Source organism: Rhodopila sp. (genome assembly GCF_965276935.1).
Taxonomy (GTDB): Bacteria; Pseudomonadota; Alphaproteobacteria; order Acetobacterales; family Acetobacteraceae; genus Rhodopila.
The window spans coordinates 618,205-634,569 of record NZ_CBDIBS010000002.1 but is presented as its reverse complement, the minus strand read 5'-3'; the positions used below and the strand labels follow the sequence as shown (position 1 = coordinate 634,569).

Below are 16,365 nucleotides of genomic sequence, written 5' to 3'. Positions count from 1 at the left end.
TTTCGATTAATTCCGGCTGGTCGAGCCGCGGCTGTGAAAAACCGGTTTGGGGTCGGAACCGCCTGTCCCGCGCAGGATTTCCCCTCGGCGGACAGGGCTTGGGACTTATTTCTTGACTTCGGCTGCAACCAAAGGTAGAAAATCCTGGCATCAAATCCGGGACTACCTCGCCGTGACCCAACCCGCCTGCACCGTCCAAGCCGATGACCCGGCTGCACCGCCCCGGCGTGGCGGCAACCAGCCAGCCCGCAGCCTGATGGACATGGCAACCGGCTTCCTGGTTCCGCTGGTGATGGCCGGTGGCATTGACGATCCCGGCGCCGCACGCGCCCTCGCGACGGCAACCTTGATGTCCTACGGCCTCGACACCGAGGCTGATCTCATGAAGATCATGCAGATCGTCGGCTTCGGCCTGGGGGCGATGGACAATCTGCGCCTGTCCGCGGGCGACGCCACTTCACTGTCGATGAAGCAGCGGCTGCGCGGCTGCGCCAACGGCCTGAACCGCTCCGCGCAGCAGAACAATCAGGCGCTGGAGAAGGATCGTCACGCCCGCGGCGGCAGAATGTTCGGCGACTCGGATCCGATGACGATGCCGGAACAGGCTGGGACCGCTGCCTGGCCGCAGCCTGATGTCGTCGATCAGCCAGCGATGGAGGCCGAATACCAGGCTGCCATCGACGCGGCGCGACAGCAGATTGCCGCTGCCCGAGCCGGCATCGCCCAGCCGGAGAACGCGTCGGCAGCCCGCAGCCAAACTGCCGCGACCTGTCCAGCCTCATCCATCCAGCCGCAACCACCGGCAACCGAGACAGTCGCCGCCGAGGCCATCGCGGCCAAGGCCGCGGAACCCAGGCCAGCCGCGGCCACCACTGCCGGAAACCGGATGGACATCCAACCGGCCGCCTCGGCGAACACTCAGGCCGCCAGTGAAGTGCAGCGACGCCTGATGTGGGCCAGCGCGATGACCGACGTTGCGGCCGAGTTGCAGGCCGATCTTGCCGGCCAGACGCCGGCGGAGCGTGCCGACAACCAAAGCTGGATCGCCAGCCTGACCGGCGCCGCCGGCTCGCTGGCCGCACAGCCGCCGAGCGCCGGCACAGCATACAAGGCCGGCTTGTTGAGCAGCACCACATTGGGGCGTTCCACCTAGCCGCCGGTACTCGACGCGGGACGTCATTCTCCATCAAATGGCTGACGTCCGTTCAGTCGGAGCGAAGGTGCGCGGCACTTCAAGAGCCGTAGTGGCGGGTTGTAACATGACAGTCACGTTCGAGATGGAACCTGAGCGGCTGCATCGGTTTCAAGCAAGCCGTGCGGGCGCCTGATTACGTCGGGTGGCGGCGTCCGGTTTGCATTCAGGTGCATGGTCCTCACCAACCCGACAGACCGGATTGCCTCGATCAACCGATTCTGGCTTAACCACCCCACCATCACCGCCGGCCAGGAGCGCCAACCATGCCCGTCAACCCCGCCGACAGCCCGATCCTCGGCACGCTCTACGGCAGCGACGCGATGCGGGCGGTGTTCAATGAGACCGCCTACTTTCAGCGCATGCTCGATGTCGAGGCCGCGCTCGCCCGCGTCCAGGGCCGCCTGGGCATCATCCCCGCCGACGCGGCCGACGCGATCATCGCCGCCGCCCACGTCGAGAATCTTCGCACCGAAGATCTCGCGGCCAGCGCCCGCAACGTCGGCTATCCGGTTGTCGGCCTGGTCGCTGGCCTGTCGGAAGCCGCCGGCCCCGCTGGCGGCTGGACCCACTGGGGCGCCACGACGCAGGACATCATGGACACCGCCACGGTCCTGCAGGTGCGCGACGGGCTGGACCTGATCGAAGCCGAGCTTCGGGGCATCCTGACGGCGCTGGCTGGACAGGCGGACCGCTACCGCGACACGGTGATGGCCGGCCGCACCCATCTGCAGCAGGCGCTGCCGGTCACCTTCGGCCTGAAATGCGCCATCTGGGCGATGCCGTTCATCGCTCACCTCGAGCGTCTGAAGCAGCTCCGCGTCCGTGTCGAGGTGGTGGAGTTCGCCGGTGCCGCCGGCACCCTGGCTTCCCTGGACAGCAACGGGATCGCGGTGATGCAGGCGCTGGCCGCGGAGCTTAAGCTAGGTGCGCCGCTGGCTCCCTGGCACGTCTGCCGTGACGGACTGACTGAGGCGGTCGGCTTCCTCGGCCTGGTCTGCGGCAGCCTGGCCAAGATCGCCACCGACATCATCCTGCTGGCGCAGACCGAGGTGAATGAGGTCGCCGAACCCTATGTCACCGGCCGCGGCGCATCCTCCACCATGCCACAGAAGCGCAACCCGATCGCGTCCGAGTACATCCTGGCCGCCGCACGCGCCGCACAGGGCCTGGTGCCGGTGATGCTGGGGGCGATGGCGCAGGACCACGAGCGGGCAACCGGCCCGTGGCAGACCGAGGCGCTGGTCCTGCCGCAAGCCTTCGTGCTGACGCATGGCGCGCTGCTGCACACCCGCGCCATCGCCGAGGGCCTGGTCGTGAATGCCGCCCGGATGCGCGCCAACCTGGACATCACGCACGGACTGATCGTCTCCGAGGCCGTGATGATGGGCCTCGCCCCGGTGCTGGGCCGCAACGAGGCGCATCATGTGGTCAAGCACGCCTGCGATGTGGCGCTGGCCGAGGTCATTCCGCTGGCCGATGCGCTGGCACGCGACAAGGCCGTCTCGTCCCGCCTTGACCGCTCGGCGATCGAGCGGATGATCGACCCCGCCAACTACCTGGGCAGCGCCAAGGCGTTCATCGATCGCGTCGTGGCGGCGGCCGGATAAAGCCACGGATGTCTCACATCCAGCGCGCGTGGTCGGCGATGAGCGCCAGACCCCGTGCCGTCGCCTCGCCGTCATGGCGCTCCGCATAGCCGCCGCAGCCTGTGATCGCCCTGGCATAGAGCGCAGTCATGTCCGGCAGGCCGATGACCTGCACGACCGAATCCGATGCCTGGGCCACGGCCGAGCGGACTTCGTGCCCGATCAGGATGCCGGACAGGTACGCCGGCGCCTCGGCCTCCTTGAGCCGATCGGCCAGGGTCAGCGCACGAACGCCGAACAGATGGTGCAGCAGGCCGCCGGGTTCGGCTGACCGGGCGAGGCCCGCCTCGAACGGGACGCCGCCGGTCGGCCCGTCGCGCATCATGCGGCCCAGAATGGTATGGCCGCGCAGGGCAGCGAAGATTTCGCCGGTCATGTGGGTGGTAAAGCCGGTGATCCGGCCGTCCCGCACCCGCACCCACTTGGAGCGGGTACCTGGCACACAGGCGAGGCCGCCTGCCCGCAGCAGCGCCTGGACGCCGATGACCTGCGACTCTTCACCGCGCATCACCTCGGCGACGCCGGAGTCGTCCACGCCGGACAGCCCCGGCACGACTTTCACCTGCGCCCAGTCGAAGCCGATATCCACCAGGCCGGCGGCGAGTTCCGCGGGACCGGCGGGGCAGGGAACATAGGGGGCTTCTTTCCAGCCCTGACGGCCGCCGATCATGCCGGACAGCAGCACATGCGCCTCACCGGCTGCCAGCCATGGGCCAATCTCGTCGCGCAGCGTGTCACCAAAACGGCCATTCGGAACGTTCAGGACACCCCGCGGCACGCTGCGTCGGTCACGGATCGTGCCGTCCTTGGCGACCCGGAATGCACGGAAGCTGCTTCTACCCCAATCAACGCCGATCATCCCGCTGTTCCTCCCAGGTCTTGTTTGAGAGCGTGCCGCACGCACTCTATTGTTTGCGCCCGCGGTCGATGCCGAGCCTAACAAAAATGCGCCGCGGAGGGGTATGCGCAAGTAGGTTAACAACGTTGACCGGACCGCCGATCACCGCGCAAACCGCCTGCAACACCTCTGACTGGAGTCGCCCAACCTTATGGCGGAAGCGCTGAACGCGGACAAACTGACGGTGCCGCACGGTTTTTTCACCCGTCGCGGCGGTGTCTCGACCGGACCTTTCACGAGCCTGAATTGCAGCCTGTCAGGTCAGGACGACCCGGCGGCGGTACTGGAGAATCGCACGCGAGTCGCGCATGTGATCCAGGCGAAGCCGTCGCAACTGCTGGGCCTGAACCAGGTGCACGGCATCGGCGTCGTGACGGTGACCGAGCCATGGACGCCAGAGCAACGGCCCAAGGCGGACGCCATGGTCACCGCAAGGCCGGATATCGCGCTGGGTGTCGTGACCGCCGACTGTGCGCCGGTGCTGTTCGTCGATGCCGAACGGAACATCGTTGGCGCCGCCCATGCCGGCTGGCGCGGCGCGGTGGCAGGCATATTAGAGGCGACAGTCGCGGCCATGATGGCGTTGGGCAGTGTCTCAGGCCGCATTGCCGTCGCTATCGGCCCCTGCATCGCGCAGCCATCGTATGAGGTCGGACCCGACCTGCGCGATGCGGTCGTCGCGCGATGCCTTTCCGACGCGATGTTCTTCAGCCCCGGCGTGCGGTTCGGCCATTGGCAATTTGATCTTGCGGAATATTGCGCTGCTCGCCTGCGCGCCGCCGGGGTGAGCACGATCATGGTGACTGGATACGACACGCTGGCCGATGAGGCTCGTTTCTTCAGTCACCGCCGGCGGACGCTGGCGCAGCGTGGCGGAATCGCGGCTCCCATCGGTCACCAGATCTCGGTGATCCGGCCGGGGTGAACGACAGGTAATCCGGACCTAAGGTTTCTCCCCTATCGGTGCTGCCGCCTATCTGCTTGAAAGCGCAGAATGATCTTTCGACGCTCTGGCCTGTCGGTCCTGTTTGTCTGCCTCGCCCTGACTGCCTGCGGTGACCTGCCCGAGCCGTTCCTGGGCAACCCGGGTGCCACGGCCCGCCGCCTGGCCCAGCCGCTTACGCCGCTGCTCGCGGTGCCGCCGGGCACTGATACGCTGCTGCCGGATGCGGCCAGCCAGGATCTGGCTACCCGGATCGCGGTCGCGTTGCAGGCCACCGAGGTCCCGGCGCTGGTGCGTCAACCGCGAACCACGGACTGGCGCGTTGTCACCCGCGCTGAGCGGGATGGAGACACCGTGACTCCGATGTTCAGCGTGGAGGATCCGGGGGGAAAACAGGAGGGCAGCGCCCAAGGGGAGCCGGTTTCGCTGGAGGCATGGTCAACCGCCGGACCGGCCTTGTTGCAGCAGGTGGCGGCGGAGGCGGCACCGCGCATCGGCGCCGTGTTGACCAGCATTCAGGTGGCTCGTAACAAGGCCGATCCCAACAGTCTCTATAATCGGCCGGCTCGGGTCATGGTCGCGGAGGTCACCGGCGCGCCGGGTGATGGCAATCAGGCCCTGACGCAGCAGATGCGCGCGCGGTTGGCGGTACTTGGCCCCGTCGTGCTGACGACGCCGACCAATGCCGATTTCGTCGTGCTCGGGGAGGTGAAGGTCGTGCCGATCCCGAAGCGGCAGGAGCGGGTCGAAATCCAGTGGATCGTCAAGACCGGTTCCGGCGACGAGCGTGGCCGCGTTGTCCAGTTAAACGAGATCCCGGCAGGAACGCTGAACCACTTTTGGGGGGATGTCGCCGTTGTTGTCGCCACCGAGGCATCGAGCGGGGTCAACGATGTCATACTCCGCCAGTCCGGGCACGATCCGAACGAGAAAAAGCAATCATCCAGGTAGCAAGTCCACGATCCAAACGTCTAAAACGCAACGCTACTTCATGCCTGATCGCCGGATCATGTCTTGCGTGACCCGCATGCCTGTTTGGCCCAGCTTCCGGATTGGGCGGGTACCTGGTGAGCATGTGATCGAAGCGGCTCCTGTCGAACGCATGCTGTTGAAGGTGCAAGGTAATTTGCAAAAATTTCATCAGGACAGGTAGCCGGTAGGTTCGCGCCGGCACGATCTGATTGTCGTTATGACCGCGCGGATCTGCTTGAGATATCCTGCGATAGCACCTGTTCCACCGTCGTAAGCAAGCTGATCAGCGTGAATGGCTTCACCACAAAAGGACGCGGACGATCGACCAGCTTGTCGATGCGAGATCGGTCGCCCGACATCAAGATGACGGATGCGCCGACGCGGTCGGCTTCCGGAATCAGATTGTCATCCAACCCGCCCGGCAAGGTGCAGTCGAGCAGCATGAGGCGAATACCACCATCTCGCAGATGTGCCAGCGCCTCTGTCGCCGATCCGACAACAATCGCATGATAATCGTCGTCAAGGGCTGCTGCTATGACCTCTGAAACCAGAGGATCATCCTCGACCACCAGGATGTGGCGTTTGTCTATCATAACCGCGATTCGCATTCACCGCTGAACAGTAGCCCATCCCAGCCGACGCGGTCATGTTGGACGACACCGTGGAATGCGTAAGCCGTTGACAGGCCTTCAACCATGATTCGCTACATGGCCCTTTTCCAAGCACAGCGCATATGCCAATAAACCGTGACTCGCAAGCAAAAATTCCGTTAAATTCTCGTTTTCAGCAATGACGTCGCCGTTTCCAGGCGAAACAGGTTTCGCCTTCGGCATGTGGACCGATCACAGGCGCCAGATCCGCTTCGATGTATCTTGTTGACCGCTTTTGCTGGTTATCCGGCCGCCAGCGTGCGCATTGCCGCGGTTCGCTCGAACAGCCGCAACAGGACGCGAATGGCGTGACCCCGCTGCGTCTCCAGCCCAGGGTCCCGCGACAGCAGCACGGCCGCGTCCCGATGTGCCATGTGCAGCAGCGACTCGTGTTCAACCGCATCAGCCATCCGATAGCCCGGTAGTCCGGCCTGCCGGGTGCCCAACGCATCGCCGCCGCCGCGCAGGCGAAAATCCTCGTCGGCGATCAGGAAGCCGTCGTCGGTGTCGCGCAGCAGCGTGAGCCGGCGGCGGGCGGTCTCGTTGACCCAGTCCTCGTGCAGCAACAGGCAGAAGCTGGCATCGGCACCACGGCCGACCCGCCCGCGCAACTGGTGCAATTGCGCCAGGCCGAAGCGTTCGGCGTGCTCGATGACCATGACCGAGGCCTGCGGCACGTCGACGCCGACCTCCACCACCGTGGTCGCGACCAGCAGGCGGATGCTGCCGGCGGCGAAAGCGGCCAGGGCGGCATCGCGGACCTCCGGCGTCTGCTGGCCGTGCGCCAGCCCGACCCGGCCGTCGAAGCGAAGCTTCAGGTCGACGTAACGGTCTTGCGCGGCGGCGACGTCCAGGGCCTCGCTTTCCGCCACCAGGGGACAGACCCAGTAGACCTGCGCGCCCTCCTCCAGCTTGCGGGCGATGGCGTCCAGGATCGTCGGCATGCCGGCCAGCGCGTGCAGCGTGGTGCGGATCGGCTGGCGGCCGGGCGGCTTGTCGCGCAGGCGGCTGACATCCATCTCGCCCCACTGGGTCAGCAGCAGGGTGCGCGGGATCGGTGTCGCGGTCATGATCAGGACATCGGTCCGCTCGCCCTTGGCACCCAGGGTCAGGCGCTGGTTGACGCCGAAGCGATGCTGCTCATCGATCACCGCCAGTGCCAGGTCGTGGTATTCGACCGCGTCCTGGAACAACGCATGGGTGCCGACAACGATCTTGATGGTGCCGTCCTTCATGCCGCGCAGCAGGCGGGCGCGCTCGCGGCCCTTGATCGAGCCGGTCAGCAGCGCCACGGGCAGCGGGCACAGCCTTGTCAGGGTGCGATGGTGTTGCTTGGCCAGCACCTCGGTCGGCGCCATCAGCGCGGCCTGCTTGCCGGCCTCCACCGCGCGCAGCATCGCCAGCAGCGCCACCAGCGTCTTGCCGGAACCGACATCGCCTTGCAGCAGCCGCAACATGCGCCGACCCGAGGCCAGGTCGGCGTCGATCTCCGTCAGCGCCTGGATCTGCGATGCGGTCGGCGGCAACCCGAAACGCCGCAGCGCTTCGTCCCGCAGATGGGAGTCGCCGATCAAGGGCTGGCCGATGCGGCCGCGAACCCGGCCGCGCACCAGCGCCTGGGCAACCTGGCCGGCCAAAAGCTCGTCGTACGCCAACCGAGCCCGCATCCGGCGGTCGGGTTCACGCGCATCGGGCATCTGAACGGCACGGATCGCTGCGTGAAATGTCAGCCATTTTTCCCGCTTCAGCAGCGCCGCGTCGTGCCATTCGGGCAGCTCCGGCAGCGCCGCCAGGGCCTGGGCGATCCCGGATGCGACCTGGCGTGGCCATAAACCCGCCGTCAGTGGCCAGACAGGCTCAACGACGGGAATCCTTTCGGCCTGATCAATCGGCACCATATGCTCGGGATGCGGAATGGTCAGCCGTTTGTTGAAGACATCCAGCTTGCCGGACACCAGCAGCCTGGTGCCGGCGGGCATCTGGGTTTCCCGGGTGAATTTGAAGAACACCAGTTCGGCGATGCCGGTGTCGTCGCGGACGATGATCCGCCAGGGTTGGCGGGATGTCGCCGGCCGCTCATGCCGCACCACCTCCACCGCCAATGTGCCGACGGTGCCGGGTCTGGCGTCCTGGATGGTGGGGCGAGCACTGCGGTCGAGATACGACTCGGGCAGGTGGAACAGCAGGTCGATGACCCGGTCGCCGCCGGCGACGCGGGCGATCAACGCCGCCACGGCCGGTCCTACGCCGGCAAGACTGGTCAAAGGCGCGAACAGCGGCGCAAGCAGATCGGATGGCACGGGCTGACAGGTCCAGATAGCGCCGCTATATGACAGCACGCTGATGACTGAACCAGACCATGTCGCGCCGGATGTCAGACGCCGGCGCCTTTTGTTTCGTGCCACCCATCGAGGGACGTTCGAGAACGACCTGATGATCGGCGGATTTGTACGCGCGAACCTGAGCACATTCACCGATCTCGACATGGACGCCTTGGACGCCGTGCTGGAAATACCAGATGCGCCATTGGCCGACTGGCTCACCGGTCGCGTACCCATCCCGCCGGAGGACGAAACACCCATGCTGCGCCGCATCCGGAACGCCTTGATAAGATGACCGACCCGATCAAAGTCTGGGGCGCGCCGGAGGGGTGGGATGCCTTCCTGCTGGCGCAGCGCCGGCGCGAACATGCCGGCTCCATTCTGCATGTGGCGCGTGACGACACCCGCATGGCGCGGCTGGCCGAGGCCCTGGCCTTCATCATGCCGGAAGCCGAGATCCTGCGCTTTCCGGCCTGGGATTGCCTTCCCTATGACCGTGTGTCCCCGAATGCGGCGCTGGTATCGGAGCGGATCGCGACCCTCGCGCGCCTGCTTGACCCGCCGAAAGGGCCGCGCATCGTGCTGACGACGGTCAATGCCCTGGTGCAGCGCGTGCCGCCGCGTGCCGCCTTCCAAGGCGCCAGCATGGAGCTGACCACCAACGGCCAGGTGAAGCCGGAGAAGCTGGCCGAGTTCCTGGAAGCCAACGGCTATGGCCGAGCCGGCACGGTGATGGAGCCTGGCGAGTACGCCATGCGCGGCGGCATCATTGATATCTTTCCGGCGGGCGAGGCGGACCCAGTGCGGCTGGATCTGTTCGGCGACACGATCGAGTCGATCCGGGTCTTTGATCCGTCGTCCCAGCGTAGTGCCGGCAAACGCGCCAGCCTGTCGCTGCGCCCGGTTTCCGAAGTGCCGCTCGGCCGGGAGTCGATCGCGCGGTTCCGCTCCGGCTGGCGCGACCTGTTCGGGCAGGAGGCGGCGGGCGATCCAATTTATCTGTCCATTTCCGATGGCCGCCGCCATCCGGGGATGGAGCACTGGGTGCCGCTGTTCCATCCGACGATGGAAAACCTGCTCGACTATCTGCCCGATGCCGCGGTCAGCCTGGACCACCAGTCCGATGAGGTGCTGGAGGGGCGGCTGGAGATGATCGCGGACCACGCGCAGGCGCGTAAAGCCGTGCCACGCGACGGCGAGGTGCCGTACCGGCCGATCCCGCCGGCGATGCTTTACCTGGACCGCGACGGCTGGGACGAGATGCTGTCGTTTGGTCCGCTGCTGGCCTTCACGCCGTTTGGCAAGCCGGACGGAGCGGGCGGGGTGGACGGCGGCGGACGGCCTGGGCCGGTGTTCGCCCAGTCTGGCGGTGGTTTGGCTGGCGGTGGGCCGGGCATCACCGTGTTCCAGCAGTTCCTCGGCCAGGCGGAGCGGTGGCGGTCGGAGGGCCGCCGTATCGTCGTTGCTGGCTGGACAAAGGGCTCGCGCGAACGGTTGACCAACCTGCTGCGCGAGCAAGGCTTCAAGGATGTCGTGCCGGAGGACAGTTGGGCGTCCGTGCGGCGCAAGCCGGCGGGGTCGGTCTCGCTGGTCGTGCTTGGTGTGGAACGCGGCTTCGTCGCCGACCGCCTGGCTCTGGTCAGCGAACAGGACCTTCTGGGCGAACGGATTTCCCGTCCGCCCCGCCGGCGCAAGCGGGCGGACCAGTTCATCGCCGAGGCCACCGAGATTGCCGAGGGCGACCTTGTCGTGCACCAGGAGTACGGCATCGGCCGCTACGACGGCCTGGCGACGTTGAACGTGACCGGCGCGCCGCACGACTGCCTGCGACTGATCTACGACGGCGACGAGAAGCTGTTCCTGCCGGTCGAGAACATCGAGGTCCTGTCGCGCTACGGCAGCGAGCACCAGGGCACGGCGCTTGACAAGATGGGGGGCGCTGCCTGGCAGAACCGCAAGGCGCGGATGAAGCAGCGCATCCGCGACATGGCGGGCGAACTGATCCGCATCGCGGCCGCCCGCAAGATTCGTGACGCGGCCTTGATGACGCCGGCGGAAGGCACCTGGGACGAATTCTGTGCCCGGTTCACCTTCGTCGAGACCGAGGACCAGGCCCGCGCGATCGGTGAGGTGCTGGAGGACCTGGCGTCCGGCAAGCCGATGGACCGGCTGGTCTGCGGCGATGTCGGCTTCGGCAAGACCGAGGTGGCGCTGCGGGCCGCCTTCGTCGCAGCGATGTCCGGGGCGCAGGTCGCGGTCGTGGTGCCGACCACATTGCTGGCGCGGCAGCATTTTCGAACCTTTTCGGCGCGCTTCGCCGGGCTGCCGATCCGGGTGGCGCAACTTTCGCGCATGGTCACCGCCAAGGAAGCGACAGAGGTCCGGCGCGGCCTTGCCAACGGCGACGTCAATATCGTCGTTGGCACCCACGCGCTGCTGGCGAAGTCGATCGAATTCTCCGACCTCGGGCTGCTGGTGGTGGACGAGGAACAGCATTTTGGTGTCTCGCACAAGGAGCGGCTGAAGGCGCTGAAGGCCGATGTGCATGTGCTGACGCTGACCGCGACGCCTATCCCCCGCACCTTGCAGCTCGCGCTGACCGGGGTGCGGGAGATGTCGATCATCTCCACCCCGCCGGTGGATCGGCTGGCGGTGCGCACGTTCATCATGCCGTTCGATCAGGTGGTGATCCGGGAGGCGTTGCAGCGCGAACGCTTCCGCGGCGGCCAGGTGTTCTGCGTCGTGCCGCGGATCGAGGACATGCAGCGGATGTCGGACCGGTTGAAGGAGATCGTGCCGGAAGCCCGCACCATCCAGGCGCACGGACGGCTGGCGCCGACCGAGCTGGAACGGGTGATGACCGAGTTCGGCGACGGCAAATACGACATCCTGCTGTCCACCAATATCGTTGAAAGCGGCCTGGACATGCCGGCGGTAAATACACTTGTAATTTACCGCGCCGACATGTTCGGGCTGGGGCAGCTTTATCAGTTGCGCGGCCGGGTCGGCCGCGGCAAGCAGCGGGGCTATGCCTACCTGACCTGGCCGCCGAACCACCGGCTGTCCATCGCGGCGGAGAAACGGCTGACGGTGATGCAGACGCTGGATGCGCTGGGGGCGGGGTTCACGTTAGCCTCCCACGATCTGGACATCCGCGGCGCCGGCAATCTGCTGGGCGACGAGCAGTCGGGCCACATCAAGGAAGTCGGCATCGAGCTTTATCAGCAGATGCTGGAAGACGCAGTGGCCGACATCCGGGTTGGAGAGGGCAAGCGTGTCGGTCAGGAGCGTGACTGGACGCCGAACATCTCCCTCGGCTTGCCGGTGCTGATCCCGGAGACCTATGTGCGCGATTTGCCGGTGCGGCTGGGGCTGTACCGGCGGATCGGCGCCCTGGCGTCCGACCCGGAGAGCGATGCGATGGCGGCCGAACTGGTCGATCGTTTCGGGCCGTTGCCGGAGGAAGTCGACAACCTGCTGGGTGTGGTCGCGCTGAAGCGCGCCTGCCGGGAAGCGGGTGTGGAGAAGCTGGAGGCCGGGCCGAAAGGCATGGTGCTGACGTTCCGCGGCAACGCGTTCTCCAACCCGGCCGGCCTGGTGCGGTGGCTGTCGAGCAAGGGCGGACTGGTGCGGCTGCGGCCGGACCACAAGCTGGCGATCTCCCGCGACATGGACGTGCTGACGCGTCTGAAGTTCGCGCGTGACACGCTGGGGGCACTGGACCAGATCGCGCGGCAGGCCAAGGCGGCGTGAGGCGCCGGACGGTTCTGGCTTTGCCGCTGATGGGCGTTGCCGGCGGCCGAGCCCAGGCGGCGATGGGCGAGGTGAACCTGCTGTTCGACGGTGACAGCATTTCGGCCGGGTTGGGTGCCTCGCCGGGACAGGGCCTGGATACCCGCGTCGGCGCCGCGCTTGGCGATCGCGTCCGGCTGCACAATGTCGCGGTCAGTGGGCGACCTGTGAGCACAGGCCTGCGGCTGTACCCCGAACTGGTCGCGCCGCTGTTCATGCCGGACAGCCGATGCAACGTGATCGTCTTCCACGCCGGAGACAACGATATTCTGCAAGGCCGGACGGCCGCACAGACTTATGCCGCGTTGACCGCCTATGTCGCCGCGGCGCACCGGCAGGGGTGGAAGATCGTTACTTCAACGGAACTGTTGCGCCCAGACTTCTCGCCGGGGCAGGAGGCTGAACTCCGGAGCTACAACCGGCTGCTCCGCGCCAACGGCGCCGGGGCGGATGCGGTGGTGAATTTCAGCTCCGATCCGCGGATGGTGGAGCTCGATCGGCGGAAAGATCCGCGGCTGTTCAGCCCCGATGGTATCCACCCGAGCGACGGCGGGTATGCGGTGCTGGCTGGGATGTTGACGCCGGCGGTGAAGCGGGTGGTTGAACGTTAGTTGTTTGGCAGAGGTGCCAGAGGGCCTTTGGTGAGTCTGGTCGGCCAGCCGGTAGCGACCCTGCGTGGAGAGTGCGCTGAAAACGTGAAATTTTCAGTTAACTGTGCTACTTTCGAGTATTATGAGCACAGAGCCACCACAGCTAGAAGACCTCGCGGGACTCTATCGTCGCGCCTTCGCCGAGTATGGCACGCGGGCGCTATGGAATATGCGCCCGGTTAGGGAGCCGACCCCGGCAGACGCCTTGGCGATCACCAAAGCGTTGCGCACGCATGGCCGCATGGACGGGCGGCGGCTTGCAGAGCGCATCGAAGAGATTTGCCGTGCCTATCAGTAAATTCCAATCGGACGTGTTGCGGCTGTTAGCGGCACAGCGTAGCCCCGACAGCTATATTGCGGGCGGCGTCGCCATTAACCAGCAAGGCCCGCGTTTTTCGGACGACATCGATATTTTTCATGACTCTGCCGCTCGGCAAGAAAGCGCTGTCAAGGCAGACGAGGCCGTGCTTACTGCCGCCGGCTACACAATCACATGGCCGCCAAATCAACGCACCGGGAAGCATGAGGCAACCATCGGAAAACACGGCGAGCAGATGCAGCTTGAGTGGGTGACGGACTCCGCTTTCCGGTTTTTTCCGACCCAGCCGGACGACCTGTTTGGCTATGTCCTGCATCCCGTCGATCTTGCGACCAACAAGGCATCAGCAGCGGCAGACCGCCGAGCGATGTTGTCGATCTTGTCACCATTCACGAAAATATCCTGCCGCTTGGGGCCGTCGTCGCGGCAGCGTGCGGTAAGTTCATCGGCACCACGCCGGAGGAAATGCTGGCCGAGATCATACGGCACAGCCGGTTCACGGGGGAAGAATTTCAGGTCTTGGCGATCGAGCAGCCGATAGACGTGCGCGGCTTGCATCGCCGTATCCGCAGCATGATCGAGGATGCCGAAAGCTTTATCGCTAAGCTGCCGAGCGATGCCGTGGGCGTGATCTTCATGGACGGTGGAGAATCGGTGCAGCCGGACGTGAATATGCTCGACAAGTATCAGCGCAACCCCGGCGCACCGAGCGGCCTCTGGCCTTCGTCGCCCGGAATTTCTAGGGCAATGCTCGAACGCTGCGGTAAGCCAAATCCCTAGCTTGGCGTCTGCGGCAATCAAGAACCCTGGATCAAGAACCCGTCCCAACGCCGTGCCAAGAAGCCAGGAAGACAGTTCCGATAACTTGTGCACCCAGGCAGCGAACTGCGTCCCAGTTTCAACATCGGTCATTGTCTGCTAGCCGCGCCCCGCCGGCTGGCGGTACCCTAACTGCGGATGACTCGACAAAACCACGCGCACTAGCCGGAAGCGGGCTAGACCCTAGCGGCGGCTGTCACCCCAAGATCCGCCGCGCTGATCGGTTCGCCGGGAATGACCAGCAGATACATGAACGTGGAGACCAGCCCGATCGCCGCACTGGTCAGCAGCGCCGGCGTGAAGTTTCCAGTCGCCTGGACGATGAACCCGGTGACGGTCGGTGCCAACGCGCCGCCGAGGTAGCCGCCGAAATTCTGGATGGCGCCGAGCGACGCGGTGCAGTTGGCGGGGGCGGCGACGGACGCCAGCGCCCAGGACATCCCGCTGGCCGAGGCGCCGAACATCAGCGCCGCCGAGATGGCGCCCACGGCCACGATGTTGCTGGATGTCTCGGCCGCGACGACGGTGAAGGCCGCCATGCCGAGCAGGCCGATGATGACGGGGATCTTTCGGCTGTTGATGGGGGAGAACCCTTGCTTCATCAGGCGATCGGCAATCCATCCGCCGCCAATGCTGCCGACGACGCCGAAGGCGAACGGGATGGCCGCCACCATTCCGGTCCTCGGGATCGACATGTGCCGCTGCATCTCCAGGTAGCCGGGCAGCCAGGCCAGGTACAGCCATCCCATGTAGACCACCCCGAAGAATCCCAGCAGCAAGCCCCAGGTGGTTCGAAACCGGAACAGGTGCAACCATTCATTGAGGGTAACAGGATCGCCGCGTTGGGCTTCTTCGCCATCGGTGAGGTATTGCGTTTCGGGTTCGGTGAAGCCGGCCTCTTTCGCATCGCGATACAGCAGGAACCAGGTGGTGGCGACGGCGATGCCCACCAGGCCCATGATGGCGAACATCCAGCGCCAGCCAAACGCAAGCATCAGCACGGTCAGGATCGGCGGCGCTATGGCAGGCCCAAGGGACGACGTCGAGTTCCAGATGCCGGTCGGCAAGCCGCGGTCCCGCACGCTGTACCAGTCCCGCACCACGCGGACCGCCGAGGAGAACATTGGCGCCTCACCCAGCCCGAGAAATATGCGCGCGATGGAGAACTGCCAGAACGACGTGACAAAGCCCGCCGCCGCCTGGGCGATCGACCACAGGCCAAGACCGGCTGCCAGCAGGCGATGCGGACCCACCCGGTCGACCAGCGCGCCGCCCGGCAACTGCGCGAAGGCATAGGCCCAAAGGAACGCCGACAGCAGCAGCCCCATGTCGCCAATCGACAGTCCAAGCTCCTGCCGGATCAGCGGGTTGGCGATCGACAAGGTGGAACGGTCCAGGTAATTCAGCGTCCCGGCGATAACCAGCATGATCAGGGCATTGCGCTGTGTCCGCCTGATGCGGAGCGGAGCGGTTGGTCCGGCCATCTTGACATCCTCCTGAGCAGGCTCTTGTGCGCGGTCCGCTCGGTGGAGGAAGATGACTCGGACCTTGTCAGCCCGTATAGGCGGGCATGATAAGCCTCACGGTCGTTTGATAAGGCGACGGGCTGGTTCGACAGGATGTGGTGGAATCGGGTAGTATCCATCTTGCCTATCAAGAACGAGCGGAGGAGGTCCTAATGGCGGGCAACGCAGAAGCTATGATCGAACTCGACCGTCAGCGCATGACCGCGATGGCGGAAAAGGATGTCGCGACCTTGAACAAGCTTATTTCCGACGATCTCATCTACACTCATTCTTCCGCTCGGCTTGATACCAAGCAGAGCCTGATCGATGCCATGGCGTCCGGGGCGACTGTCTATACGTCTGTCGAGCCATCGGATGTCGTGGCGCAGGATTTGGGGAGTGCCGTGGTACTGACAGGTGTGGCGGCGATCAGTGTCAATTCCGCTGGCAAGGCAAATTCGTTCCGAGTTCGCTTTACGGATGTCTATACCAACAAAGGTGGCGCCTGGCAGATGGTAACCTGGCAGAGCACGCGTCTGGCCTGATTGTAGACGCGCCTCATGGTGGTCCCTTGCATCGCAAAGTCGGCGCGGCCGCTCTTGTACGTCGTGGTGGTTCGATCAAGGTCAGCAGGCCGAGCAGGGGTGGTCAGGGC

At 65.5% G+C, this 16,365-nt stretch carries 13 protein-coding genes; 9 read left to right on the top strand and 4 right to left on the bottom strand.

From position 1 onward, the window contains the following. Positions 1 to 172: 172 nt before the first annotated feature. A complete protein-coding gene (locus tag ACQY4S_RS05940) occupies positions 173 to 1,153 on the top strand; it encodes a hypothetical protein (protein ID WP_428484269.1) in 981 nt (326 codons plus the stop codon). Positions 1,154 to 1,458: 305 nt separating this feature from the next. Beyond that, a complete protein-coding gene (locus tag ACQY4S_RS05935; RefSeq protein WP_428484268.1) occupies positions 1,459 to 2,802 on the top strand; it encodes a class-II fumarase/aspartase family protein in 1,344 nt (447 codons plus the stop codon). A gap of 13 nt (positions 2,803 to 2,815) precedes the next feature. Here ACQY4S_RS05935 and ACQY4S_RS05930 read toward each other — a convergent pair whose 3' ends face one another. Continuing rightward, positions 2,816 to 3,700 (bottom strand): 2-dehydro-3-deoxygalactonokinase, encoded by an 885-nt coding sequence (locus ACQY4S_RS05930; protein ID WP_428484267.1) that lies wholly within the window; start codon positions 3,698 to 3,700, stop codon positions 2,816 to 2,818. A gap of 190 nt (positions 3,701 to 3,890) precedes the next feature. Here ACQY4S_RS05930 and pgeF point away from each other — a divergent pair, with 190 nt between their 5' ends. After that, positions 3,891 to 4,664, top strand: coding sequence for a peptidoglycan editing factor PgeF (gene pgeF, locus ACQY4S_RS05925; protein WP_428484266.1), 774 nt, complete (start codon positions 3,891 to 3,893; stop codon positions 4,662 to 4,664). 69 nt (positions 4,665 to 4,733) lie between these two features. Next, positions 4,734 to 5,633, top strand: a complete 900-nt coding sequence (locus ACQY4S_RS05920; protein ID WP_428484265.1) for a hypothetical protein — start codon at positions 4,734 to 4,736, stop codon at positions 5,631 to 5,633. Positions 5,634 to 5,869: 236 nt separating this feature from the next. Here ACQY4S_RS05920 and ACQY4S_RS05915 read toward each other — a convergent pair whose 3' ends face one another. Both ACQY4S_RS05915 and recG read right to left on the bottom strand, forming a co-directional pair. Then, positions 5,870 to 6,262 carry a hypothetical protein gene (locus tag ACQY4S_RS05915; protein ID WP_428484264.1) on the bottom strand — a complete coding sequence of 131 codons (393 nt, stop codon included), beginning with the start codon at positions 6,260 to 6,262 and terminating at the stop codon, positions 5,870 to 5,872. Positions 6,263 to 6,546: 284 nt separating this feature from the next. Beyond that, a complete protein-coding gene (gene recG / locus ACQY4S_RS05910; protein WP_428484263.1) occupies positions 6,547 to 8,604 on the bottom strand; it encodes an ATP-dependent DNA helicase RecG in 2,058 nt (685 codons plus the stop codon). A gap of 43 nt (positions 8,605 to 8,647) precedes the next feature. On the opposite strand from recG, the gene ACQY4S_RS05905 reads away from it, so the two are divergent. The 4 genes from ACQY4S_RS05905 (at position 8,648) to ACQY4S_RS05890 (ending at position 14,166) form a co-directional block, all read left to right on the top strand. Beyond that, positions 8,648 to 8,920: a succinate dehydrogenase assembly factor 2 gene (locus ACQY4S_RS05905; protein WP_428484262.1), complete on the top strand. Its 273-nt coding sequence runs from the start codon at positions 8,648 to 8,650 to the stop codon at positions 8,918 to 8,920. Then, on the top strand, positions 8,917 to 12,378 hold the full coding sequence (gene mfd / locus ACQY4S_RS05900; protein ID WP_428484261.1) for a transcription-repair coupling factor: 3,462 nt from the start codon (positions 8,917 to 8,919) through the stop codon (positions 12,376 to 12,378). The genes ACQY4S_RS05905 and mfd overlap by 4 nt, the downstream gene beginning before the upstream one ends. Beyond that, positions 12,375 to 13,028 (top strand): SGNH/GDSL hydrolase family protein, encoded by a 654-nt coding sequence (locus ACQY4S_RS05895; protein ID WP_428484260.1) that lies wholly within the window; start codon positions 12,375 to 12,377, stop codon positions 13,026 to 13,028. The genes mfd and ACQY4S_RS05895 overlap by 4 nt, the downstream gene beginning before the upstream one ends. Before the next feature lie 604 nt (positions 13,029 to 13,632). After that, on the top strand, positions 13,633 to 14,166 hold the full coding sequence (locus ACQY4S_RS05890) for a hypothetical protein (protein WP_428484259.1): 534 nt from the start codon (positions 13,633 to 13,635) through the stop codon (positions 14,164 to 14,166). A gap of 215 nt (positions 14,167 to 14,381) precedes the next feature. Here ACQY4S_RS05890 and ACQY4S_RS05885 read toward each other — a convergent pair whose 3' ends face one another. Then, a complete protein-coding gene (locus tag ACQY4S_RS05885; protein WP_428484258.1) occupies positions 14,382 to 15,689 on the bottom strand; it encodes an MFS transporter in 1,308 nt (435 codons plus the stop codon). A 194-nt stretch (positions 15,690 to 15,883) separates the two neighbouring features. Between ACQY4S_RS05885 and ACQY4S_RS05880 the strand changes: the two genes are divergently transcribed. Continuing rightward, positions 15,884 to 16,255: a nuclear transport factor 2 family protein gene (locus ACQY4S_RS05880; RefSeq protein ID WP_428484257.1), complete on the top strand. Its 372-nt coding sequence runs from the start codon at positions 15,884 to 15,886 to the stop codon at positions 16,253 to 16,255. Positions 16,256 to 16,365: the final 110 nt, after the last annotated feature.